25 protein-coding genes are annotated in these 24,248 nt (G+C 39.7%); 18 read left to right on the forward strand and 7 right to left on the reverse strand.

Translation table 11 applies throughout. The features are described 5' to 3' along the window. Window positions 1-7: 7 nt before the first annotated feature. The 10 genes from AC0KUU_RS02385 to rnz all read left to right on the forward strand — a co-directional run bounded on the left by AC0KUU_RS02385 (window position 8) and on the right by rnz (window position 12,183). Window positions 8-1,126 (forward strand): tripeptidase T, encoded by a 1,119-nt coding sequence (locus tag AC0KUU_RS02385; protein ID WP_025750472.1) that lies wholly within the window; start codon window positions 8-10, stop codon window positions 1,124-1,126. Between the two features lie 225 nt (window positions 1,127-1,351). After that, window positions 1,352-2,713: an NAD(P)-dependent oxidoreductase gene (locus AC0KUU_RS02390; protein ID WP_043976281.1), complete on the forward strand. Its 1,362-nt coding sequence runs from the start codon at window positions 1,352-1,354 to the stop codon at window positions 2,711-2,713. Between the two features lie 21 nt (window positions 2,714-2,734). Then, a complete protein-coding gene (gene preA / locus AC0KUU_RS02395; protein WP_097824574.1) occupies window positions 2,735-4,015 on the forward strand; it encodes an NAD-dependent dihydropyrimidine dehydrogenase subunit PreA in 1,281 nt (426 codons plus the stop codon). 19 nt (window positions 4,016-4,034) lie between these two features. Next, window positions 4,035-5,453, forward strand: coding sequence for a dihydropyrimidinase (gene hydA, locus AC0KUU_RS02400; RefSeq protein WP_043976285.1), 1,419 nt, complete (start codon window positions 4,035-4,037; stop codon window positions 5,451-5,453). Window positions 5,454-5,486: 33 nt separating this feature from the next. Then, window positions 5,487-5,699: a hypothetical protein gene (locus AC0KUU_RS02405; RefSeq protein WP_043976287.1), complete on the forward strand. Its 213-nt coding sequence runs from the start codon at window positions 5,487-5,489 to the stop codon at window positions 5,697-5,699. A gap of 393 nt (window positions 5,700-6,092) precedes the next feature. Continuing rightward, the gene (locus AC0KUU_RS02410) at window positions 6,093-6,284 is read left to right on the forward strand and encodes a hypothetical protein (protein WP_013084957.1); all 192 of its coding nucleotides are present in this window, start codon (window positions 6,093-6,095) and stop codon (window positions 6,282-6,284) included. 139 nt (window positions 6,285-6,423) lie between these two features. Continuing rightward, a complete protein-coding gene (locus AC0KUU_RS02415; protein ID WP_322552422.1) occupies window positions 6,424-8,055 on the forward strand; it encodes a PucR family transcriptional regulator in 1,632 nt (543 codons plus the stop codon). A 207-nt stretch (window positions 8,056-8,262) separates the two neighbouring features. Then, entirely contained in the window at window positions 8,263-9,732 is a 1,470-nt protein-coding gene (locus AC0KUU_RS02420) for a CoA-acylating methylmalonate-semialdehyde dehydrogenase (protein WP_043976292.1), read from the forward strand. 94 nt (window positions 9,733-9,826) lie between these two features. Then, window positions 9,827-11,185, forward strand: coding sequence for an aspartate aminotransferase family protein (locus tag AC0KUU_RS02425; protein WP_043976294.1), 1,359 nt, complete (start codon window positions 9,827-9,829; stop codon window positions 11,183-11,185). Window positions 11,186-11,253: 68 nt separating this feature from the next. Then, window positions 11,254-12,183 (forward strand): ribonuclease Z, encoded by a 930-nt coding sequence (gene rnz / locus AC0KUU_RS02430; RefSeq protein WP_322552421.1) that lies wholly within the window; start codon window positions 11,254-11,256, stop codon window positions 12,181-12,183. A 29-nt stretch (window positions 12,184-12,212) separates the two neighbouring features. Here rnz and namA read toward each other — a convergent pair whose 3' ends face one another. After that, window positions 12,213-13,229: an NADPH dehydrogenase NamA gene (gene namA, locus AC0KUU_RS02435; protein WP_043976298.1), complete on the reverse strand. Its 1,017-nt coding sequence runs from the start codon at window positions 13,227-13,229 to the stop codon at window positions 12,213-12,215. Between the two features lie 137 nt (window positions 13,230-13,366). Beyond that, complete coding sequence (gene proI, locus AC0KUU_RS02440) at window positions 13,367-14,215, reverse strand: pyrroline-5-carboxylate reductase ProI (protein ID WP_013059097.1); 849 nt, start codon at window positions 14,213-14,215, stop codon at window positions 13,367-13,369. 268 nt (window positions 14,216-14,483) lie between these two features. Between proI and AC0KUU_RS02445 the strand changes: the two genes are divergently transcribed. Next, the gene (locus tag AC0KUU_RS02445) at window positions 14,484-15,440 is read left to right on the forward strand and encodes an MBL fold metallo-hydrolase (RefSeq protein ID WP_043976301.1); all 957 of its coding nucleotides are present in this window, start codon (window positions 14,484-14,486) and stop codon (window positions 15,438-15,440) included. A 23-nt stretch (window positions 15,441-15,463) separates the two neighbouring features. Further along, a complete protein-coding gene (locus AC0KUU_RS02450; RefSeq protein ID WP_043976303.1) occupies window positions 15,464-16,258 on the forward strand; it encodes an SDR family NAD(P)-dependent oxidoreductase in 795 nt (264 codons plus the stop codon). A 73-nt stretch (window positions 16,259-16,331) separates the two neighbouring features. Here the strand turns inward: AC0KUU_RS02450 and AC0KUU_RS02455 are convergent, their stop codons facing one another. Next, complete coding sequence (locus AC0KUU_RS02455) at window positions 16,332-16,547, reverse strand: CDGSH iron-sulfur domain-containing protein (protein ID WP_013059094.1); 216 nt, start codon at window positions 16,545-16,547, stop codon at window positions 16,332-16,334. A 130-nt stretch (window positions 16,548-16,677) separates the two neighbouring features. Between AC0KUU_RS02455 and AC0KUU_RS02460 the strand changes: the two genes are divergently transcribed. After that, on the forward strand, window positions 16,678-17,016 hold the full coding sequence (locus AC0KUU_RS02460; RefSeq protein WP_028410692.1) for an iron-sulfur cluster biosynthesis family protein: 339 nt from the start codon (window positions 16,678-16,680) through the stop codon (window positions 17,014-17,016). Here the strand turns inward: AC0KUU_RS02460 and AC0KUU_RS02465 are convergent. Next, window positions 17,013-17,924, reverse strand: coding sequence for an alpha/beta hydrolase (locus tag AC0KUU_RS02465; protein ID WP_043976305.1), 912 nt, complete (start codon window positions 17,922-17,924; stop codon window positions 17,013-17,015). The two genes, AC0KUU_RS02460 and AC0KUU_RS02465, sit on opposite strands and share 4 nt — an antisense overlap. Window positions 17,925-17,992: 68 nt before the next feature. Further along, window positions 17,993-18,889, reverse strand: coding sequence for a hydroxymethylglutaryl-CoA lyase (locus AC0KUU_RS02470; protein ID WP_043976308.1), 897 nt, complete (start codon window positions 18,887-18,889; stop codon window positions 17,993-17,995). Window positions 18,890-19,066: 177 nt separating this feature from the next. Here AC0KUU_RS02470 and AC0KUU_RS02475 point away from each other — a divergent pair, with 177 nt between their 5' ends. The 4 genes from AC0KUU_RS02475 (at window position 19,067) to AC0KUU_RS02490 (ending at window position 22,181) form a co-directional block, all read left to right on the forward strand. Continuing rightward, complete coding sequence (locus AC0KUU_RS02475; protein WP_043976310.1) at window positions 19,067-20,254, forward strand: acetyl-CoA C-acetyltransferase; 1,188 nt, start codon at window positions 19,067-19,069, stop codon at window positions 20,252-20,254. Between the two features lie 235 nt (window positions 20,255-20,489). Beyond that, on the forward strand, window positions 20,490-21,179 hold the full coding sequence (locus tag AC0KUU_RS02480; RefSeq protein WP_025750456.1) for a CoA transferase subunit A: 690 nt from the start codon (window positions 20,490-20,492) through the stop codon (window positions 21,177-21,179). A 20-nt stretch (window positions 21,180-21,199) separates the two neighbouring features. Next, entirely contained in the window at window positions 21,200-21,868 is a 669-nt protein-coding gene (locus tag AC0KUU_RS02485; protein ID WP_043976312.1) for a 3-oxoacid CoA-transferase subunit B, read from the forward strand. 64 nt (window positions 21,869-21,932) lie between these two features. Further along, complete coding sequence (locus AC0KUU_RS02490) at window positions 21,933-22,181, forward strand: YqkE family protein (RefSeq protein ID WP_016765509.1); 249 nt, start codon at window positions 21,933-21,935, stop codon at window positions 22,179-22,181. Between the two features lie 27 nt (window positions 22,182-22,208). On the opposite strand, the gene AC0KUU_RS02495 is transcribed toward AC0KUU_RS02490, so the two are convergent. Beyond that, the gene (locus tag AC0KUU_RS02495) at window positions 22,209-23,126 is read right to left on the reverse strand and encodes an aldo/keto reductase (protein ID WP_322552420.1); all 918 of its coding nucleotides are present in this window, start codon (window positions 23,124-23,126) and stop codon (window positions 22,209-22,211) included. 93 nt (window positions 23,127-23,219) lie between these two features. After that, window positions 23,220-23,384, reverse strand: a complete 165-nt coding sequence (gene mciZ / locus AC0KUU_RS02500; protein ID WP_013059085.1) for a Z-ring formation inhibitor MciZ — start codon at window positions 23,382-23,384, stop codon at window positions 23,220-23,222. A gap of 71 nt (window positions 23,385-23,455) precedes the next feature. On the opposite strand from mciZ, the gene AC0KUU_RS02505 reads away from it, so the two are divergent. Beyond that, the gene (locus AC0KUU_RS02505) at window positions 23,456-24,007 is read left to right on the forward strand and encodes an NUDIX hydrolase (protein WP_322552419.1); all 552 of its coding nucleotides are present in this window, start codon (window positions 23,456-23,458) and stop codon (window positions 24,005-24,007) included. Window positions 24,008-24,248 lie beyond the last annotated feature (241 nt).

Below are 24,248 nucleotides of genomic sequence, written 5' to 3' on the forward strand. Positions count from 1 at the left end.
ACATATTATGATTAATGAACAACGAATCGTTGATTTATTTATTGAATTAGTACAAGTAGACTCAGAAACAAAGCATGAAGAAAAAATTGCTGTTGTACTAAAAGAAAAATTTACCGCATTAGGCGTCGAAGTAGTAGAAGATGATGCCAAAGAAAAAACGGGCCACGGAGCCAACAACTTAATCTGCACACTGCCAGCTACAAAAGAAGGCGTAGACACAATCTACTTTACTTCTCATATGGATACAGTCGTACCTGGAAACGGTATTAAACCATCTATTGAAGATGGCTATATTAAAAGTGACGGCACGACAATTCTTGGAGCGGATGATAAAGCAGGCTTAGCAGCAATGCTAGAAGCCATCACCGTATTAAAAGAAGAAAACATCGCGCACGGAAAAATTGAATTTATTATTACAGTAGGAGAAGAATCTGGCTTAGTGGGCGCTAAAGCTCTTGATTCTAGCCTCGTAACGGCAAAATTCGGCTATGCTTTAGATAGCGATGGCAAAGTGGGAGACATTATCGTTGCTGCGCCGACGCAAGCGAAAGTAAATGCAACAATTTATGGAAAAACAGCTCATGCAGGTGTAGCTCCTGAACGAGGCGTTTCTGCTATTACGATTGCTTCAAGAGCCATTTCTAAAATGCCACTTGGACGTATTGATAAAGAGACTACAGCGAACATTGGACGTTTTGAAGGTGGAACGCAAACGAATATCGTATGTGACCGCGTCGATATTTTAGCAGAAGCTCGTTCATTAATTCCAGAAAAAATGGAAGCACAAGTAGCGAAAATGAAAGAAGCGTTTGAAACAGCTGCACAAGAAATGGGCGGACGTGCGGAAGTGGATATTAAAGTGATGTATCCAGGCTTTAAATTTGGCGATGGAGATCATGTTGTCGAAGTTGCTAAAAAAGCCGTGGCTAATATCGATCGTCCTTCACGCCTGCTTCAAAGCGGAGGCGGAAGCGATGCAAATGTAATCGCAGGCTTTGATATCCCAACAGTAAATCTAGCAGTTGGTTATGAAGACATTCATACAACAAATGAAAAAATTCCGGTAGAAGAACTGGTGAAGACATCTGAACTAGTAGTGTCGATTATTAAAGAAGTAGCAAAATAATAGTTGCAGCCTTGCTTTTATATAAAAGCAAGGCTTTTTACATAGTGAATAGTAAATAGTCTGAATTTTTTAACATAATGTATAATGAAGAAAAGACGGTCGTTTTGTACAATAAAGTTAGTAATACATTTTACCAAAGTAGAAGTTGAGAATAACGTATATAAAAAATATGTAAGCGCTTTCAATTTTAGTTTTATCAACAGATATCCTTGGGAGGTTGATGCAATGCGATCACAGGAAAGTTTGCAGTCCATCATTCAAAACTTTAATGAAGTAGAAAAAGGGTTGTCAAATAGAGAAGCGGTCGAAGAATCTAATCGATGTTTGTACTGTTATGATGCACCCTGTATTCAGGCATGCCCTACAGGAATTGACATCCCGACGTTTATTAAAAAAATTGCATCGGGCAATTTAAAGGGGTCTGCCGAAACGATTATGTCTTCTAATCCCGTAGGAGCAAGCTGTTCGAGAGTTTGTCCAACCGATGAACTATGTGAAGGAGCGTGTGTGCTTAACCATTCAACCAAACCAATTATGATTGGAGATTTGCAGCGCTACGCAACGGATTGGGCTATTCAAAATGAACAGGTGCTGTTTGAGAAAGGAAGAGCAAACGGCAAAAAGGTAGCAATTGTTGGGGGGGGTCCGGCTGGTCTCTCTGCAGCAAGAGAACTGGCCCGATTTGGGTATGACGTAACCATTTTTGAAGCGGAAAAACAAGCAGGAGGGTTAAATACATATGGAATCGTGTCGTTTCGTCTTCCTCAAGCGATTTCATTCTGGGAAGTTGAACAAGTGAAAAATTTAGATGTGAAAATTAAAACAAACGTAAGAATTGGAGAAGATATTCTTCCAAGCGAATTGCTGCAGTCGTATGACGCGGTTGTATTAGCTATTGGTATGAGCAAGGTGCCTTCTCTACATGTTGAAGGTGAAGAGCTAGACGGTGTGTATGATGCGATTGATTTTGTGAAAAAAACGAAGTCAGAAGCGTTATCGACAGAATTTGTGGGTAAGCGTGTTGCCGTCATTGGTGCGGGAAATACTGCGATTGATGGTGCTACGTGTTCCGTGCGCTTGGGGGCTGAAAATGTTCAAATTTTATACCGTCGTACACGAGAAGAAATGACGGCTTATGATTTTGAATTTGAATTTGCGAAACAAGATGGTGTTGAATTCCGCTGGTTAACGGCTCCTATACGAATTATTGGAGATGAAAATGATAAGGTGAGCGGGATTGAATGTGTAAAAATGACGTTAACAGATCCAGATGCAGACGGCCGAAGAAAGCCTGTTCCTGTTGAAGGTTCAACGTTTACCATTCCAGTCGATGCTGTTGTTAAAGCAATTGGTCAAGAACGGTACCTGTCTTTGATTCAACAATTTCAGCTGCATCATGAAGACGGAGTTGTCTTAATTAATCAAGAGACGTTTCAAACATCCAATCCAAAAGTATTTGCTTGCGGAGACGTTATTTTTGGTAAAGGGCAAGGAGAAGCAATGGTTGTGACCGCTGCTCAGCAAGGAAAACAAACGGCGTTAAATATTCATATGCAGTTAACAAAAGAAACAATGGAAACAGCTTAAAATCAGGAGGAGGAGAAATCTATGGCAGATTTAACAACAAATTTAGCAGGTATTCAATCACCAAATCCGTTTTGGCTGGCATCCGCACCGCCAACCAATTCAGGTTATCAAGTGCAGCGTGCATTTGAAGCAGGATGGGGAGGCGCAGTTTGGAAAACGCTTGGTGATCCGATTTTAAATGTTTCCTCACGATTTGCTGCCGTTGGCTTCAACGGTCAGCGCGTAGCCGGCTTCAATAATATTGAGTTAATCACCGATCGTCCTCTTGAAGTTAATTTGAAGGAAATCTATGAAACGAAAAAGAAGTTTCCTAACCACGCAATTATTGCCTCTCTTATGGTAGAGCCTCAGCAAGAAAAATGGCATGAAATTGTCAAAAAAGTAGAAGACGTAGGAGTGGATGGATTAGAGCTGAACTTTGGGTGTCCGCATGGGATGGCAGAACGAGGGATGGGTGCTGCCTCTGGGCAAGTCCCAGATTTGGTTGAAAAACAAACGTATTGGGCTAAAGAAGTTGCCCAAACGCCGGTCATTGTTAAATTAACCCCAAATATCACAGATATCACCGTTACAGCAGAAGCAGCGGTTCGAGGCGGTGCTGACGCTGTGAGCATGATTAACACTATTAATAGTTTAGCAGGAGTAGACATTCATTCATGGAATACGATTCCACACGTAGCAGGAAAAGGCGCTCACGGAGGTTATTGCGGCCCGGCTGTTAAGCCGATTGCATTAAACATGGTTGCTGAATGTGCGAGAAGTCCGTTTATTAACGTTCCAATATCAGGTATGGGAGGCGTTTCGAACTGGCAAGAAGCCGTCGAATTTATGCTCATGGGTGCTACAGGTGTGCAAGTATGTACAGCTGCTATGCATCACGGGTTCCGCATTGTAGAGGATATGATTCAAGGTCTCAATTATTATTTGGATGAAAGAGGAATCGAAAAAGTAAGTGATATTGTAGGGAAAGCCGTTTCAAAATATTCCGACTGGGGCAACTTAGATCTCAATTATAAAGTAGTGGCTCGCATCGATCCGGAGACGTGTATTAACTGCAATAAATGTCATATTTCTTGTGAAGATACTTCTCACCAATGTATTGATATGCTGAAAGACCCTTCAGGGAAATCTTATTTAAAAGTAAGAGAAGAAGATTGTGTAGGCTGTAATTTATGTTCGATTGTATGTCCGGTGGACGGGGCTATATCCATGGTTGAATTACCGAATGAACAGCCTCCAATGACGTGGAATGAACGCCAAGCTGCTTTACAAGCGACGGCTGCACAGCGATTAGACGTATAAATACAAAGGGGATGAAGAAATGAAGAAAATCGTTAAAAATGGTGTGGTAGTCACAGCAACAGATACGTATAAAGCGGATATTTTAATTGAAAATGGAGTTATTTCGGCAATTGGCTCGGCATTTGAAGAGCAGGGCTGTGAAGTGATTGATGCAAAAGGTAACTATATATTTCCAGGAGGCATCGATCCTCATACTCATTTAGATATGCCGTTTGGAGGCACCGTTACAAAAGATGACTTTGAAACAGGTACAAGAGCAGCAGCTTTTGGAGGCACGACAACTGTTATTGATTTTTGCTTAACCAATAAAGGCGAACCGCTGCAAAAAGCGATCGGCACATGGCATGAAAAATCGACAGGAAAAGCGGCTATCGATTATAGTTTTCATCTAATGATTGGAGAAATCACGGAAGATGTATTAAATGAGCTTCCTACGATTATTGAAAAAGAGGGAATTACTTCTTTTAAAGTGTTCATGGCCTATAAAAATGTTTTTCAAGCAGACGATGCTACCCTTTATCAAACGCTAGTGCAAGCTAAAAAACTAGGGGCGCTTGTGATGGTACATGCTGAAAATGGAGATGTTATTGAGTATTTAACGGCACAAGCACTAGAACAAGGACAAACCGATCCTATCTATCATGCACTGACTCGTCCTCCAGAAATAGAAGGAGAAGCTACGGGAAGAGCCGCGGTGCTAACGGAGCTGGCTGACTCACAGCTCTATGTTGTTCACGTGTCGTGCGCTGAAGCGGTTAAAAAGATTGCTGAAGCAAGGGGAAAAGGCGTAAATATCTGGGGCGAAACGTGTCCGCAATATTTGACGCTTGACCAAACCTATTTAGAAAAACCGAATTTTGAAGGAGCAAAATACGTATGGTCGCCGCCTTTACGTGAAAAATGGAACCAAGATGTTTTGTGGAATGCTCTGCGTAATGGCGACTTGCAAACGATTGGATCAGATCAGTGTTCGTTTGATTTTAACGGTCAAAAAGATCTGGGAAAAGGAGATTTTACGAAAATTCCAAACGGAGGCCCTATTATCGAGGATCGCATGAGTATTTTATTTTCAGAAGGAGTAGTGAAGAAACGAATTAATATCAATCAGTTTGTAGATATAACATCAACAAAAATTGCTAAGCTGTTCGGACTGTACCCGAAAAAAGGAACAATAGCGGTTGGCGCAGACGCGGATCTGCTTATATTTGACCCTTCTGTTGAACGTACGATTTCAGCAAACACGCATCATATGGCAGTCGATTATAGCGCATTTGAGGGAATGAAAGTCACGGGTGAGCCGGTTTCAGTACTTTGCCGCGGGGAATTTATCGTAAAAGATAAGCAATTTGTCGGTCAAAAAGGCTACGGACAATTTACAAAACGAGCAAAGTTTAATGAGTTAAACACGGCTAACGAAGCTGAAAAATTAATGTTATAAAAACAGATGAAGAAATAGATCGGGGGCAGGGAAATGTCAAGTTACCATGAATATATGGCAGAGCGAGAAAAGATTGATTTTTTGCTGCAAAAAGGATTTAAAATAACAGCCGTAACGGAGAATCTAAGCGGGGCATTTGTGACGTTTGAACGCATCGAAAATAACCAAACCGAACAAGAAACCCTTCATATATTGACGGCGGATGCTAGAAAATATTTTTCATCCGTACTGATTCAACAAGTATAAAAACGGAGGCCGGGACAAAATTATTTTAGCTGAAGGAAGATCCGAACGATGAATCGTTCGGATTTTTTTATTGCTAGGGTGAACGCAGGTTTCATGTACGTAGGTGCTTCTAGCTGTTGATTGGAATTTTAATTATGTTTCAATCTCTTTATTTGTTTACTAATCCCTATAAGTTTTTTACTATATTGTCTGATAAAAGTGATCCGTTTTTGTGTTTTTTTCGTTTTGGATGTGAAACAAAATAACTAGATATTATCCATTGACTGTATTACAGTTGTTACATTTCGTTTACATCGAAAGAGAAAAGGTTTAGTTATCTAGTAAATTGTAGTAAATATTATAGTAGAACGTTTTCAAACTAAATCTATTAAATACGAAAAGGGTGTGACACGGATGGATCAAGCTATGCAGTGTATGACACAGGAAGAAACAAAAATTATTGATAAATTAAAAATGGAAATGTTAAATGCAGTGTCACTACAAGATTTGCGTTTTTATAAAAAAGAAATTCATCGAATTAAAGAACAAGCGGTTAAACGCCAAGGTTTTTTTAATAAATTACAGCAAACAGCTCAGAAGCTGTAACGATCCATTATCGTTACAGCTTTTTTCGTTTCTTTCATTAAATATTTTATTTCTTCTAAATATTTAATATAATGTAAGAAGATATAGCTTTTGTTCTACACATATGCGAAATACGCGTTAATGATCCAGGAGACATGATGTGAAATTCGCTAGGGGCGGTGTTGACTTGAAATCATATTTAACAGTAACAGAGATTTTAACAAGGAAACATTTTGTAAACTGTGAAGTAATAGCTGGAGAGAAAGGTCTTACTAATTCTGTTAAGTGGGTGCACGTGATGGAAGTGACGCGCATTAATGAGCTGCTAAAAGGAAACGAGCTCATTTTATCAACAGGGGTAGGCTGGGGAGAAGATTCTCAATCTTGTTTATCATTTCTTCAGCAATTAATTTCTTGCAAGGCATCAGGACTGTGTATTGAACTTGGCACTTATACTTCTAAGATTCCGCAAATTGTAATTGATAAAGCGAACGAATGTGATTTTCCGATTATTTTATTTCACGAGGAAGTTCCGTTCGTTGAAATTACGCAAGATGTTCACTCGCTTTTAATTAATCAGCACTATCAAATGATTTCCGATTTAGAACAGTATTCTCATAGGCTAAATCAGCTGCTGTTAACAGTTAATGATCCGGCCCTCATCTTACAGTGTTTATATGAATCTACGGGGCTTCTTGTCGGCCTTAAAGTTTCAAATGAATTGCTTACCTTTGCTCCTGAGATGGACTTGCTCAAACAGCAGCTTCTACTTCATTATATAAGCAGGGAAAATGAAAGTCCGCATTTTACTGAGCAGCCTATTCATTTATTAGGACAAGATTATGCTCAGCTATATGTTGCTTCTATAAATGAAGCGTTAACAGAACTTGAAGTGCTCACCGTTGACCGAACGGCGACTGCACTTGCTCAGCATTTTTTGAAGGACCTGTATGTCGAAGAGAAAAAAAGAGTAGATGAAACCGAATGGATGACGAAATGGATGAACGGAGAGTTAACTCTTGAACAAATAAAAGACTCTATGCACGAAGTGTGTTCAGATTCGCCTATCCGCGGAGGTGTCGTTGTTTGCTGTAAGTGGCAAAAGCGGGAGAAGTTTGATCGAACATATTTTAAGCTGATCTTGCGAAGCATTTTTGAACAAGAAGGCTTTCACTTATTAGTCTCCGAGCGAAATCGCGAAGTATTATTTATTCTTTTGAACAAACGAATGGTTAGCACGTGGAGAGAGAGACTAGAAAACAGCCTTCATCGCTGGATGAATCAATATGAATCGGATGAAAATTCAAAGAGGAACGCCATTAGCTTTATCGGAATTGGCCAATACTGTGAACAGCTTGACTGCATGCATAAAAGCTATGAAACGGCTAAAGAAACGATTTCGATTCAAGAAATGCTGCAAAAACAAACCATTATTCATTTTTATGATGATTTGCATATGTACCGGATTATTTCGCTTTTACATCAGCATGAAGACCTACAGGAAGTGGTGTTTGAATATCTGCAGCCCGTTATTACATATGATGAAACGTATAATGCAAAACTCATGGAAACATTAAAAATTTATTTAGCATGCAACGGATCTAAACAAGAGACGGCTAAGCGTTTATACATTGTCCGGCAAACGCTGTATCACCGTATCGAAAAACTAGAAAAGCTGCTGGGTGAAGACTTTATGGAGCCGGAAAAACGACTGGCAATTGAGTTTATGATTATGGCATATGAATATTTGTTTATGATGAAAAAGTCGCGCGCGGAATTTATAAACGGATAAGTAAGCAGCTGGAAACAGCTGTTTTTTTATGTTGAGGCTGATTTTACTATATGTTCATTTTAGTTCATGCTTTCTCCTAGTTCACTGCGCAAAATGTGAAACGAGAATCTAGAGTTGTTTCACATTTTGTCTAATGCAACCACCATTTATTTATTCAATAATAAAGGTAGATTTGTCATTTCTTATTTTTTGAGGAGGCCAAGCGATATGTCAGTTGTGAATAATGATACGCAAGTTTTAAAAAATTACGTGGGCGGAAAATGGGTTGATACGGCAGGGGGAAAATTTGGAGAGGTAATTAACCCATCGACGGGCGAAGTCATTGCAAAAGTACCGCTTTCTACAAAAGAAGACGTAGCCAATGCGGTGGAAACAGCTCAAAAAACATTTGAAACATGGCGTAACGTTCCTGCTCCAAAACGAGCAAGATTAATGTTTGCGTTTCAGCATTTACTAGTTAAGCATCATGAAGAGTTAGCTAAATTAGTGGTGCAAGAAAACGGCAAGGCTTTTAAAGAAGCTTACGGTGAAGTACAGCGCGGTATTGAATGCGTGGAGTTTGCCGCGGGTGCTCCTACTTTATTAATGGGGGAATCATTAAATAACATAGCGGAAGAAATTGATTCTGAGATGTTCCGTTTTCCACTGGGTGTCGTTGGCGGCATCACACCTTTTAACTTTCCGATGATGGTACCGCTTTGGATGTTCCCTCTTGCCATTGTATGTGGAAATGCGTTTGTATTAAAACCGTCTGAGCGAACGCCGCTTTTAGCAACGCGACTTGCTGAACTTTTTACAGAAGCAGGAGCACCGGATGGATTATTAAATATTGTGCACGGGGCACACGACGTTGTGAACGGATTAATAGAGCATGAAAAAGTTAAAGCGATTTCATTCGTCGGATCGCAGCCGGTAGCAAAATATGTTTATGAACAAGCTGCATCTCAAGGGAAACGAGTTCAGGCTTTATCTGGAGCTAAAAATCATCATGTTGTGATGCCAGACTGCGATATGGATAAAGCGGTATCACATATTATCAGCTCCGCTTATGGAAGTGCCGGCCAGCGATGCATGGCGTGCAGCGCCGTGGTCGTGGTTGGTGAAAAAGGCGATGAATTCGTCGCAAAATTAAAGCAAAAAGCAGATGAATTAATTATGGGAAGCGGCTTTGATGATGAAGTGCTTCTAACGCCTGTGATTCGAAAAGAGCACCGTGATAAGGTGCTGGATTATATTGAACTTGGCATGAAAGAAGGAGCGGAACTCATTCGTGACGGACGTAAAGAAATGGATGAACATACGGAAGGCAATTTCTTAGGAGCAACAATTTTTGACCGCGTAACTCCTGATATGACCATTGCTAAAGAAGAGATTTTTGCACCTGTACTAAGCTTGCTTCGTGCTGACACATTAGATGAAGCACTTCGCTATATGGAAAAATCCCGTTTTGGAAATGGAGCAACGATTTATACCAAAGATGCAAAAGCGGTGCGTCAATTTAGAGAAGAAGCAGATGCTGGTATGCTCGGTATTAACGTAGGAGTACCTGCTACAATGGCCTTCTTCCCATTCTCCGGTTGGAAAGACTCTTTTTACGGAGATTTGCATGTCAACGGCAAAGACGGTTTGAACTTCTTTACACGTAAAAAGATGGTTACATCACGCTTTGACTTTTAACATATAGATGAATATAGCAAGTGGCTTCGGCATTTTGTCGAAGTCTTTTCATACAGAAAAAAAATACCGCGCTAGCGATTTGGGAGTGGATAAGATGGTACAGGTCAGTCAAAATGAAAAAGATCTGCGTGCAAAAGATGAGCAGTATGTATGGCATGGAATGAAACCATACAGTCCGGATGCAACGATGGTAGCTACAAAAGCAAAAGGTGCTTGGATTACAGATGAGCAAGGAAATCGCTATTTAGATGCAATGGCAGGGCTTTGGTGTGTAAATACCGGGTATGGACGGGATGAGTTAGCGCTCGCAGCCTATGAGCAGCTAAAAGAACTGGCTTATTTTCCCCTTACTCAATCTCACGTACCTGCTATCAAACTGGCAGAGAAGCTAAATGAAATGCTAGGTGATGACTATGTTATCTTCTTTTCAAACAGCGGATCTGAAGCAAATGAAACGGCTTTTAAAATTGTGCGTCAGTACCATCAGCAAAAAGGAGAGCATTCTCGCTACAAATTTATTTCGCGTTACCGAGGGTATCATGGGAATTCAATGGGCGCACTAGCAGCAACGGGCCAAGCTCAGCGTAAATATAAATATGAACCGCTTGCCCCTGGCTTTATTCACGTTGCTCCGCCTGATTCGTACCGAGGGCAAGATGACTACGATGCACCGAAAGAACAGCTTCAATCTGTAAAAGATATTGACAATGTTATGACGTGGGAGCTAAGTGAAACGATTGCCGCTGTTATTATGGAGCCAATTATTACAGGAGGAGGAATTCTTTTACCGCCTCAAAATTATATGAAAGGCGTAAAAGAAACGTGTGAAAAACACGGTGCACTTTTAATTGCAGATGAAGTTATTTGCGGCTTTGGACGTACAGGAGAAGCCTTTGGTTTTATGAATTACGATGTAAAACCAGATATCATTACCATGGCAAAAGGAATTACAAGCGCATATCTTCCGCTCTCTGCAACTGCTGTTAAAAAAGAAATTTATGAAGCGTTCAAAGATAGCGATCAGTACGAGTATTTTCGCCATGTTAATACATTTGGAGGAAGTCCAGCTGCGTGTGCACTGGCATTAAAGAATTTAGAAATTATGGAGAGAGAAAATCTTTTTGACCGTTCTAAACAGCTTGGAGCTTACGTATTAAGTGAGCTAAAGCCGCTTATCGATAGCCACCCATACGTTGGAGACGTAAGAGGTAAAGGGCTTTTAATTGGAATTGAACTTGTAGCTGATAAACAAACGAAGGCACCGTTAGACGTTAATCTTGTAAATGAAGTGATTGCTAAATGCAAAAGCAAAGGAGTCATTATTGGGAAAAATGGAGCAACGGTGGCCGGCTATAATAATGTTCTCACCCTCTCGCCGCCTCTCAACATTGAGGAAAGTGATATTGAGCTGTTATTAGCTACTATTACGTATGCGCTTGACAGCATCAAATAGGTAAGTTTGCAAAAAGCCTGTATAATATACTTACAGGCTTTTTGTGCGTGTGAAGGAGGAAGTAGAAAATGGAATTGTTATTTTTAGGAACGGGTGCAGGAGTACCGGCGAAACAGCGGAATGTTTCATCTCTTGCGCTCGAACTTTTGCAAGAAAGAGGGGCGGTGTGGCTTTTTGATTGTGGAGAAGCAACTCAGCATCAAATTTTACATACAACCGTTAAACCGAGGCGAATTGAGAAAATTTTTATTACGCACCTTCACGGTGATCATATTTACGGATTGCCTGGACTCCTTGGAAGCCGTTCGTTTCAAGGCGGAGAATCGCTGCTTACTGTATACGGGCCAAAAGGAATTAAAGAATTTATTCAAGTCACGCTGGCTGTAAGTCAAACTCATCTGCAATATCCTCTAGAGATTGTTGAAATAGAAGAGGAAAGTGAAAGTGGAACGATTTTTGAAGATGAAACTTTTTCAGTGGAGTTTGGCAAACTTGAACATGGCATTTTATCTTATGGATATCGAGTTGTCGAAAAAGATTTACCAGGATCACTGGACGTTCAGCGTTTAAAAGAGATGAATATTCCCCCGGGGCCTCATTATCAGCAGTTAAAGGAAGGGAAAGAAGTAGTATTAAAAGATGGGCGTATAATCAATGGTCAAGAATTTGTAGGAGAGCCTAAAAAAGGGAAGGTCATCACGGTTTTAGGAGATACAAGAAAGTGCATGCAAAGTGTTCAGCTTGCTATGCATGTAAATGTTTTAGTCCATGAAGCTACTTTTTCAGCGGGAGACGAGGAGCTTGCTTACAACTATTTTCATTCTACTGCAAAAGAAGCCGCTGAAATCGCTAAAACAGCATCGGCCGAGCGTCTTATTTTATCTCATATTAGTTCGCGTTACCAAGGAGACGCAGTCAGCCGGCTAGCAGAAGGAGCAAAAGAAATTTTTCCAAATACCGACATAGCAGAAGATTTGAAACGGTTTACGATTTCATAAAAAAAGACGAGGATATCCTCGTCTTTTTTTTACCATCCGCGTTCGTACTGAACGGGTGCTGAAATTGTTTCATTTAGTTCTTTTGCCGCCGTGCGCGGGAAGTACGGATCGCGCAGAAGTTCGCGCGCAACAAAAATTAAATCAGCGCGTTCGCTTTGCAGAATCTCTTCTGCTTGTCGTCCTGTTGTAATTAATCCAACTGCGCCTGTATCAATATTTGCCTGCTGCTTAATCTTATCTGCAAACGGCACTTGATAGCCAGGGTATACGTTGATTGGAGCGTGTACAAGAGCACCGGAACTAACATCGATTAAGTTGACGCCTTGTTCTTTCATCCATTTTGCAAATGCAACGTGATCATCGACTGTTAATCCGCCTTCTGTATAGTCAGAAGCAGAAACACGGACAAATAAAGGGCCGTCCCACTCTGTTTTCACAGCTTCAATAATTTCCTTTAAGAAACGATAGCGATTTTCTGCGCTGCCGCCATATTCGTCGCTGCGTTTATTGCTTAGCGGCGATAGAAATTGATGTACTAAATAACCGTGTGCAGCGTGAAGTTCGATAATATCAAATCCAGCTTCTTTTGAGCGTCGAGCGCTTTCTTTAAAGGCAGAAATCGTTTCATGAATTTGTTCTGTGGTCATTTCCACAGGTTTTTTACTTTTATCATCAAAAGCAATAGCGGAAGGAGCATAAATATCGCCTTCAACAGTTGCTTTACGTCCTGCGTGTGCAAGTTGAATAGCTGTTTTTGCACCGTTTTCTTTTAGCTGTGTCACAAGTTTCGTTAATCCATCTTTTTGTTCATCATTCCAAATTCCCAAGTCTTGAGCTGAAATACGACCCTGTGGCACGACAGCTGAGGCTTCAACCATAATGAGACCTACTTGTCCAACCGCACGAGTTGTGTAGTGAACCATATGAAAGTCGGTTATTACGCCGTCTTCCTTTTCGCATGAATACATACACATTGGTGACATTACAATTCGGTTTTTTAATGTTACATCTTTCACTGTATAAGGTGAAAATAGTTTTGTTGTCATTCGGTTTAACCTCCAATTATTTCGATACTCTAAACAAAAGTTATTATATCACCGCATTGAATTTTCTTTCACATAATCTGCTTATCCATTTTTAATCATAAAAAAACCTCTTTCTTTTTTTAGAAAGAGGTGAACCTTTACGAACGTTTACTCGAGATTTTTTCGTCAATCGTATCTCCTAAATATTTGGAGCGAATTGTAGCTTGTTCAATACACTGCATCATGGCTTCTTGGAAGTTATGAGAAATAAGCTGTTCGATTCCTGCTTCCGTTGTGCCGCCCGGACTCATCACTTCTTTTCGAAGTACGGCTGGCGTTTTAGGTGACTGTTTCAGCATTTCTGCAGCACCGATAAGAGTTTGAAGAATTAGTTCATTTGACACTGACGTATCCAAGCCTTGTTTTTCAGCTGCTTTTTCCATTGCTTCTACTAGATAGTAGACATACGCTGGGCCGCTTCCAGATAGTCCTGTTACAGCGTGAAGCTGCTCTTCCTCTACAGTTGTAACCGTACCAATCGTTTCAAATAAAGCAGTAGTAACGTTCATATGCTCTGCTGTAGCAAACTTGCCGGGTGCAATGGCTGTAGCCGATAATCCAATAGAGGCCGATGTATTTGGCATAGCTCTTACAACCGCTACTTCTTGGTCAAACAAGTTTACAATTGTGGCAGTCGATACCCCTGCTAAAACAGAGAGAACGAGGTGGTGCGGACGAATATAAGACTTAATCGTATCGATGCTTTCCGCTACGTCTTTTGGTTTAATAGCAAGCACGACGATATCGCTTTTTTCGATTAACAAGGCATGATTACGCGTAATGTTAATTTCATATGCGTTTCGAAGTTCGTGAAGTCTTTTATCGTTGCTATGATTTGTTACGGTGATTTGATTGGGGCGAAGCTTTTTATCTGACAGCAGCCCTGAGATCATAGCTTCAGCCATTGATCCAGCTCCAATAAAGGCGATGTTTAAATCCGTTTTCATTAAAAGTTCCTCCAGTCATTTGCTATCCAATGAAAACAGATACTGAGATTTCAGTATCTGTTAAAGGTTTGTGTTTGTGTATCTCTTCTTTATAAAATGCATAGTTATCTAAAGATATGAATAAAACTTCACTATATTTCTGTCATTATGCAATGAAAAAGAGAAGGATGTCAATGTAATTTTCAGAAAACGAATACAATTGTATAAATAACAGGAAAAATCGTGTAAACTTAAAAGAAAATGCGATGGTAAAGGAGCAAAAATACAGATGAATGAGCAATTATATAAAATTGTGCTGCCTACTCCTTTTGCGGTAGGAGATGTGAATGTTTTTGTTATAAAAGGTCAGACCGTTACGCTAATTGATGCTGGTATTAAAACGGAGGCGGCGTGGTCTGTATTTAAAGAAAAGCTTAATGAAATAGGATTAAAACCAGATGATATTAAGCAAGTTGTCCTAACTCATCACCATCCTGATCACGTAGGAATGCTTGATTTTTTTGATAAAGATATCGCCATAGTCGGTCATGCGAAAAATCAGCCTTGGATCTCCCAAAATCCAGATTTTTTTGAGTGGTACGATGCGTTTTTTGAAGACCACTTTATGAAAGCCGGCGTAGATGAAAGGTTTCGCTCTTATTTAAAACGTTTAAAAGCATCAATGAAGTATTCATGTCATCGTTCTCTTACAACTTCTGTGCAGGAAGGAGATTACATTCCGGGCCTAGAGAGTTGGAAAGTACTTGAAGTACCAGGTCATGCTCAAAGCCATATTGCATTATACAATGAAAGAACAGCGGTTATGATTGGAGGAGATTTACTGTTAAAGCATATTTCATCTAATCCGCTCATTGAACCTCCTATGAAACCAAGCGGCGAGCGACCTAAAACGCTTCTTCAATATAATCATTCATTAAGACGTCTGCTTGATTTAGAGATAAACTGTATCTATACAGGTCATGGAGATGAAGTGTTACATGTTCGCGAACTTGTACAAGAGCGGTTACAAAAGCAGAGCGACCGAGCGGATAAAGTGCTTAGCATGATAAAAGAACGTCCTCAAACAGCATTTGATATTTGCAAACAGCTATTTCCTACTATTTATGAAAAAGAACTAGGGCTAACTCTTTCTGAAACAATTGGTCAGCTCGATTTTTTAGAAGATGCAAATAAAATCAGTACACATGAAAAAGAAAGTACGCTTATTTATTCTGTGTGCTCTTAACTTATAAAAAAGGTGTGTTATATTTGAAATCCTCGTTAAAGAACCAACATGTCGTGATTACAGGCGCTTCGGGAGGTCTTGGAGAGCATTTAGCTTATGAAGTGGCCAAAAGAGGGGGCGTCCCCGTTTTACTTGCACGTACAGAAGAAAAGCTGCACCGAGTAGCCGAGCAAATTAGTCAAAAATATGGGATTACCTCTTACATATACAAAGCTGACGTAGCGAACGTAGAGGAAGTCAAAAGAGTCGTTCAGAAAATGATGAGTGAAATTAAGCGTGTTGATGTCCTGATTAATAATGCAGGCTTTGGTGTATTTGAAGAAGTGAAAGAAGCATCGATTAAGACAATTGCCTCAATGTTTCAAGTCAATGTTATTGGATTAATTGCATGTACACAAGAAATTTTAGCTTATATGCTAAAAGAAAACAAAGGACATATTATTAACATTGCTTCTCAAGCAGGCAAACTTGCGACGCCTAAATCCAGTGGCTATTCAGCTTCTAAACATGCCGTGCTAGGGTTTACCAACAGCCTGCGAATGGAATTAGCGAAAACAGATGTCTATGTAACGGCAGTGAATCCAGGTCCTATTCAAACCAACTTCTTTTCAATAGCAGACCAATCAGGAAACTATGAAAAAAGTGTAGAAAAGTTTATGTTAACCCCTCAATACGTAGCTGAAAAAACGGTCAATATTATTGGGAAACCAAAACGAGAAGTCAACTTGCCTAAGTGGATGAATATAGGCTCGAAGATGTATCAGCTTGCCCCGGGGCTCGTAGAAAAATTGGCAGGGGATGCGTTTAATAGAAAATAACCTGTGCTTTAACCACAGGTTATCAATGTTTTTCGTTAATGGTTTCGTTCAGTAAGGCTGTATATCTATGAATCTACTGCTCGTCTAAAATTTTTGCAGCGCGCACACAAGAGTCAAATTTTCCTTTATGATTTCCGTCGCAAAAGGGCATCTTTTGCGACTGGCCACATCGGCATAGTGAAAATGTCGGCTTTGTTTCAAATTTGTTGCCGTCTGCATCAATTAATTCAACGTCTCCAGTGACACGGAAAGAGCCGTTATCCATTACTTTAATTTGTACTTTTGACATAAAAAAACCTCCTTTTTGTACACATCTATATGAAGCGCCAGAGTTTAATGAAAGCGAGATGTGTATTATACTCATTATATAAGCAATTTTCGTTTGTTTATACAATTAGTTTAAAAGGAGTTAAAGGAAAATGAATATTACCTTTACTGATAAAGCAATAGCAAAAGTACAAGAAAAGTACGGGAAAGATTCTTCACTATATTTAAAATTAAAATACGATACGGATGGATGCGGCTGTGTTGTGAGCGGTGTAACGACGCTATGGATTGTTGATGAAAAAGAGAGCGATGATGTAACCATTGAGACGAATTTTGTTCCTGTTCTTGTCGAAAAAACAAAGCAAGTATTTTTAGATGATAATATGACGATTGACTACAATGAAAGTGCCTATGCGTTTATGCTAAAATGTCCTTCTCAAATTTTAAATCCGCGCATGTCATTTATCGATAAAACAAAAGAAGCGCTTTAAAGCGCTTCTTTTTGTATTTTTTCTAAAAATGATTCAATAACTTGTTCATATTCTTCTGGATTATCAGCATACGAGCGGGCATGAGTGCCTACAGGTGCTAAATACATCCGTTTTGCTCCCATTTTTTTGGCATGCAGCTGCTCCGTCATTTTAGGAAGAATATAGTCATCTTCTTTACTATGGATAAACAGAACAGGATGTTTGATTTGATCTACGACTGAAATAGGTGATACGTCTTTAAATGAGTAACCTTCTCGCCATTTTAAAATAATATTAGCTGCTGGCATGACAAGCTGTTTGGGCAGGTGGAAATCTTGTTTTAAGCGATAGGCAAGAAGTTCTTCCAAGTCAGAAAAAGGGCAGTCGACAATATAAAAATCAGCTCCGTCTTCCATTCCAGCATACAAAAGAGTGGTCGCAGCTCCCATAGACTCCCCGTGAATCCCAAGGGAAATAGTTGAACCGAATTGTTCTTTTACCCAATGAACAACGGATTGAAGGTCCAGTTTTTCATAATAGCCGTAGCTCGTTGTTTTCCCTTCAGACTTGCCGTGTCGGCGATGATCATAAAGAACGACGTTCCATCCAAGCTTTAGAAAAAGCCGAGCATATTTCATAGAGTTCAATGAATGAACTGTAACTCCGTGCGAAAGAATCATAAATCGGTTGTGTTCGTGTTGTTTAATAACGGTCCCAGCTATGTTATAGCCTAAAGAAGAAGGAAGCACAAATGCTTCTTTAGGAAGAGTGCTATAGACTTTCTCATCATAAAAGCCATCTTCCGTATCGCGGTCAATAATAACTTTGTCGGTCTTTTTACGGATGTACATCATTTGATTTGTAAAAAAGATGCCAAGAGCGGCAAATGCTCCAAAAACACTTCCTATTAATAATAGCCATTTTTTCATGATTAGCGGCTCCTTTTGTTAATATAGCTATTATTTATTATAGCATCGCTCTCATAAAAACCTAATTTTTAACGCTGTGCAAATAAAGAGTATTGCTTGCTTTCAATCGGTCTTGAAATGTGAGGAGCGATAAAAGCGACCGCTTCGAGCAGCTTTTCTTCATTAATAGAAGTGGAAATACCCATTTCATGAAGCATAAAGACGAGATCTTCCGTAGCTACGTTTCCCGTTGCTCCCTTAGCGAATGGACATCCACCTAACCCCCCAGCGGATGAATCGAACCTGTTAATACCGGCTTGCAGAGCTGCATAGATATTTGCAATGGCTAATCCTCTCGTATCGTGAAAGTGCGCAGCAAGTAGCGTGTGGGGAAAGTTTTGTTTTAATTTCGAGAAAAGTGAAAATACATCTTTAGGGTTTGCCATACCAATTGTATCAGCAACGCTTAGCTCATTCACTCCAGCCTCCACAAAGCTTTCGCAAAGGGCCAGCACGTCGCGTTCGTGTATTTTTCCTTCATACGGGCAATAAAAGGCGGTGGAAATGCAAGTTCGAATAAAACATTCTTGCTGCTTGAGCTGCTGAATGAGAGGAAGCAGCGTTTGTACAGCTTCTTTGGTGTTTTTGTTAATATTTTTTTGATTAAAGGTATTGCTTACGCCAATAAACAGCGCAACGGAGCGGCAATTAGCTTGCAGTGCTTTTTCCAAGCCTTTTTGGTTCGGCACAAGCACAATGTTTCGGCATGTATCAGGCTGAAATGTATCTGCAACAGTAGAAGCATCTTTCATTTGAGGAACCCATTTTGGAGAAACAAAGGATGTAATTTCGATTTCGGATAGTCCAGCTTCTTTTAATTTTTTGATAAAATTAATTTTTTTTTCAGTTGGAACAAAATTTTTTTCATTTTGAAGGCCATCTCGTGGACCAACTTCTATAATTGTTACTTTTTCAGGAAATCCCATAAACCGCTCTCCTCCTACATTGTAAACGCTTACTAATATTTATTTTAATTCTAAAAAATTAAAATTCAATAAAAATTATAAATTTTTACAAAAAAAGAGGAATTTCGCAAGCGATGTCGAAATTAATACAGGTGACAGTTAATCACAGTAATCAAACAGTAAGGAGAGGTTTTCGACATGGGTCAAACAGAAGTAGTCATTGTAAGCGCTGTACGTACAGCAATCGGCAGCTTTGGGGGAAGCTTACAAAATGTATCCGCAACAACTTTAGGTGGTACTGTAATTAAAGAAGCTTTAAACAAAGTAGGGGTATCAGCAAACGAAGTAGATGAAGTTATTATGGGAAATGTCCTACAAGCAGGTTTAGGACAAAATCCAGCACGACAAGCAACTTTAGCAGCAGGTTTACCTGAAACTGTTTCAGCATTAACCATCAATAAAGTATGCGGATCAGGACTAAAAGCAGTACATCTCGCTACACAAGCGATTCTTGCTGGGGATGCTGATGTGATTGTTGCTGGTGGAATGGAAAACATGAGCCAAGCACCATACTTATTAAAAAATGCACGCAACGGGTTTAAAATGGGCGACCAAAAAGTAGTTGACAGCATGATTCAAGATGGATTATGGTGTGCATTTAACGACTACCATATGGGCGTTACAGCTGAAAATCTGTGTGATAAATATGAAATTACTCGTGACGAACAAGATGCGTTTGCAGCTTCAAGTCAGCAAAAAGCAGAAGCAGCTATTCAATCTGGTCGTTTCAAAGATGAAATCGTGCCAGTAGAAGTGCCTGGAAGAAAAGGTCAAGTAACTATTTTTGAACAAGATGAGTTCCCACGTGCAGGCACAACGGCTGAAAGCTTAGGGAAACTACGTCCAGCCTTCAAAAAAGACGGTTCTGTAACAGCTGGTAATGCATCTGGTATCAATGACGGTGCAGCGGCAGTAGTGGTAATGAGCCGTAAAAAAGCAGACGAGTTAGGCCTAACACCATTAGTGTCAATTAAAGGTAATGCAACTGCGGGAGTAGACCCAAGCATTATGGGAATCGGTCCTGTAAGCGCAGTGAAAAAGGCGCTGGAAAAAGCTGCTGTTTCATTAGAAGATGTTCAATTAGTAGAAGCAAACGAAGCATTCGCTGCACAGTCAATCGCTGTGGATCGTGAACTTCAATTTAATCATGATATTTTAAATGTAAACGGTGGAGCAATTGCGCTTGGACATCCTATTGGTGCAAGTGGTGCACGTGTCCTAGTTTCACTTATTCATGAAATGCAAAAACGCGACGCAAAACTTGGGTTAGCAACGTTATGTATTGGCGGAGGCCAAGGCGTTGCAACAATCGTTGAACGTCCTTAATTTGATATAGTTTTAACAAACATTAAAGCTATATCACAACGCCACAGATTCCAAACATACAGCTTTGGAACTCGTGGCGTTTTTGTTTTTCCTTTAATTTGTCTAGTAATATAACTTTTTTGACAAAAAAATGATTAAATTATAATTTTCAGTTATATATATATTTAAAAAGAAATAAAAATCTTTTATAATAGATTAGAAAGCGTTTTCAAAAATAACGAAGGGGTGGTTATGTATGAAACAAGTACATACGTCGTTTAAAGAAGCGGTGAAAGATATTCACGACGGTGCTACGATTATGGTCGGTGGTTTTGGTTTATGTGGAATTCCGGAGAATTTGATTTTAGCGTTAGTTGAAACAGGGGTAAAAGATTTAACCGTAATTTCAAATAACTGCGGCGTAGACGACTGGGGACTTGGACTGCTTCTGAAAAACAAACAAATTAAAAAGATGATTGGTTCTTACGTGGGAGAAAATAAAGAGTTTGAAAGACAAGTATTGTCAGGAGAAATTGAAGTAGAATTGCTACCTCAAGGCACGCTAGCTGAAAAGATTCGCGCCGGCGGAGCGGGCATACCTGCATTTTATACACCAGCGGGAGTGGGAACACCCATTGCTGAAGGAAAAGAAGTTCGCGTGTTTGAAGGAAAAGAATATTTACTAGAAGAGGCGTTAAAAGCTGATTTTAGTTTGGTTAGAGCTTGGAAAGCCGATCATATGGGTAACTTAGTGTATAACAAGACAGCGCGCAATTTCAGCCCAATGATTGCAGCAGCAGGAAAAGTGACGATAGCAGAAGTGGAGGAACTTCATCCAACAGGCTCACTTGATCCAAATATTATTCACACACCTAGTGTATATGTTCAATCGTTAATTATTGGTGAACAAGAAAAACGTATTGAGCGTTTAACCGTTCAAAAATAACAAAAGGGGAGAGATTTTTCATGATTGAAAACGGCGTGAACGTGAGAGAGCGAATTGCAAAACGTGCTGAAAAAGAAATTTTGGACGGATTTTATGTAAACCTTGGAATTGGTATTCCAACGCTTGTGGCTAATCATATCTCAGATAATAAAACGGTGGTGCTTCAGTCCGAAAACGGTCTGTTAGGCATTGGACCATATCCGAAAGAAGGAGAAGTAGATCCTGATTTAATTAATGCAGGTAAAGAAACCGTCACGGCGACAACAGGCGCTTCTTATTTCGATAGTGCTGAATCGTTTGGAATGATTCGCGGAGGGCACATTAATATTGCGATTTTAGGAGGAATGGAAGTCTCAAAAACTGGTGACTTGGCAAACTGGATGATTCCTGGAAAAATGATTAAAGGAATGGGCGGTGCAATGGATTTAGTTCACGGAGCACAGCGCATCATTGTTATTATGGAACACGTGACGAGAAAAGATGAGCCTAAAATCTTAAATGAGTGCAGCCTCCCTCTGACAGGAAAAGAGGTAGTGGATCGCATTATTACAGATCGAGCGGTCATTGATATTACGGCAGAAGGTCTAAAGCTTGTTGAAGTAGCGAAAGGCTATACGATAGAAGATATACAACAATCTACAGAGCCAACTTTAATTATTGATGAACATGTAAAACTAGATGCATTTTGATTTTTGGTAACAAAAGCAAGAATATGATACAATATCTCTCAATTAAAGTAGCGGGGGAATTGTGATGGCTAAAAAAAAGCAAAAACAATCAGCACAAAAACAAAATGATCAGCTCAGTATCAAAGATCAGCTAAATGATAGCTTATTAAAACAGCTTCAAGCTAAAAAACAGGCGCTTTCTTTAAAAGAAGAAGAGCAGAAAGAAACAGAGCGTAAAGAAGCTGCTCGAATTCGAAAAGAAAAAGAAAAAAATAAGTCGTTTGAAGAACTGTTAAATGAAAGTGATTTGAACTGGTCTGAATTTAAAAAATAAAAGCGCCGGTAAAGGCGCTTTTATTTTTTAACGGTGAGCTTCGTATTGATTTGCTTTAAAGATTGATTGCAGCTTGCTAATTTCAGTAGGCTGAAGCGGGGAAGCCTCGACAGCTTTGACGTTTTCACGAAGCTGTGAAGAAGAGCTTGCTCCTGCTACAACCGAGGCTACCGTAGGATTAGCTAAACAGTATTGAAGTGCCGTTGAGTTTAGAGAGTGAGTTGGTCGTACGTGACGAAATTCTTCTATCGTTTTTGCTAATTCCGTACCGCTATAATCTAAGTAGCCCTTGCCCTCGAATGCAGCAAGTTTTTGCTCCCCTTTTTCGGTTAGCAGCCCTTTGGCTACTGGACCTCTCGCTACAACGCTAATGCCGTTGTCATGTAAAAGAGGAAGTGAACTTTCTTCAGGGCGTCTGTCTAACAAGCTGTATTGCATCATGACGCTAACAATAGAAGAATTTTGCACATACTCTCGAATCACATTTGGGCGGATAGATGAAATGCCATAGTAGCGAATGACGCCTTCTTGTTTTAATTCTTCAAATGCTTCAATCGTTTCCTCAATATTGTCTTCAATGGTTCCTCCGTGCAGTTGATATAAATCGATGTGATCTGTTTGAAGACGGCGCAGGCTTTCTTTTACTTCTTCTTTTATGTAAGCTTTAGACGGATCCCATGTCCAGCTGTCTTTTGCATCATTCCAGCGATTCCCCACTTTTGTGGCTAAAATAATATCATTTCTGCGTTTTTTTAGGGCTTGTCCCACAAACTCCTCGTTTAAGCCAAAATCATATAAATCTGCTGTATCGAAATAATTAATGCCATATTCGAGAGCTTCATCAATCATATTGACAGCGTGTTTTTGTTCCGTTCCAAGAGACATGCATCCTAAACCTAATGTACTGACAAGCAAGTCTGAAGTACCTAAGCGTCTTTTTTCCATATATGTCACTCCTTATTTTTTACTTGTTTCTATCTATTGTAGCGCTATGATAGAGGGAAACTCAAATAAGAAGATTAGAAAACTGCAGCACAATTAGTGTCTGCAGTCTGCTTGTTTGTAAGAATTAAAATTTTGAGAGATAGCGTTCGTCCATTCATCTACATACTGAAATTGTTCGCCGTATTCTTTTAACTTTTGCTTGATTTCCCATGCTTTACCGACCAAAATGATTTGCTTCTCGTGAACATAAACTTTCATTTTTTCTACCTCCCAAGGTTCGTATGATAGAATATATGTAAGAGTCAAAAAAATAGAACGAGGTGTAGAAAATGGATCATTTAACAGAAAAAATGCTGTCTTCTGAAAAGCTATTTGGAGGCAGAGTGATTGATTTGTACTTAGAAGAAGTAGAGCTTCCAAACGGAAAAACGAGTACAAGAGAAGTAGTTAAGCACCCTGGAGCCGTAGCTGTCATTGCGTTAACAAGCGACCACAAAATGGTTATGGTCAAACAGTATCGCAGGCCGATGGATCGTATTTTAGTCGAAATTCCAGCCGGCAAGCTAGAAAAAGGAGAAGAGCCGATTGTGACGGCAAAACGTGAGTTAGAAGAAGAAACGGGCTATACGACAGATTCGCTTAGCCATATTATTTCTTTTTATACATCACCAGGTTTTGCGGATGAGTTGGTGCACCTTTATTTAGCGGAAGATTTAAAAGTGATGACCACCAAAGCGGAATTAGACGAAGATGAATTTGTTGAAGTGATGGAAGTTGCGGTAGATGAGGCCCTTACTCTTATTCAAAACAAGGAAATTTATGATGCAAAAACAGCCTATGCTGTGCAGTACTTACAGTTAAAAAGCGGGTTAGGAGAGTAAGAGAGTTTTTTCTTTTACATACGAACGGCAATCTAGCAATTAGAGGTTTACATTGAAACGTCATTTGGTGTGAGAAAAAACAGGCATGCGTGTATCTCTAACTAAAAAAAATGTGTGACAACCATATTTTAGTTAAAGGAACATCCGAACGATGAATAGAGATTCTTGATAGGGAATCAAATTCGTTCGGATTTTTTTAAGGTGATGGTGAATGTAGATTTCATTATGTTTCATTCTCTTT

The sequence above is a fragment of the Priestia sp. ST2 genome (assembly GCF_055810735.1).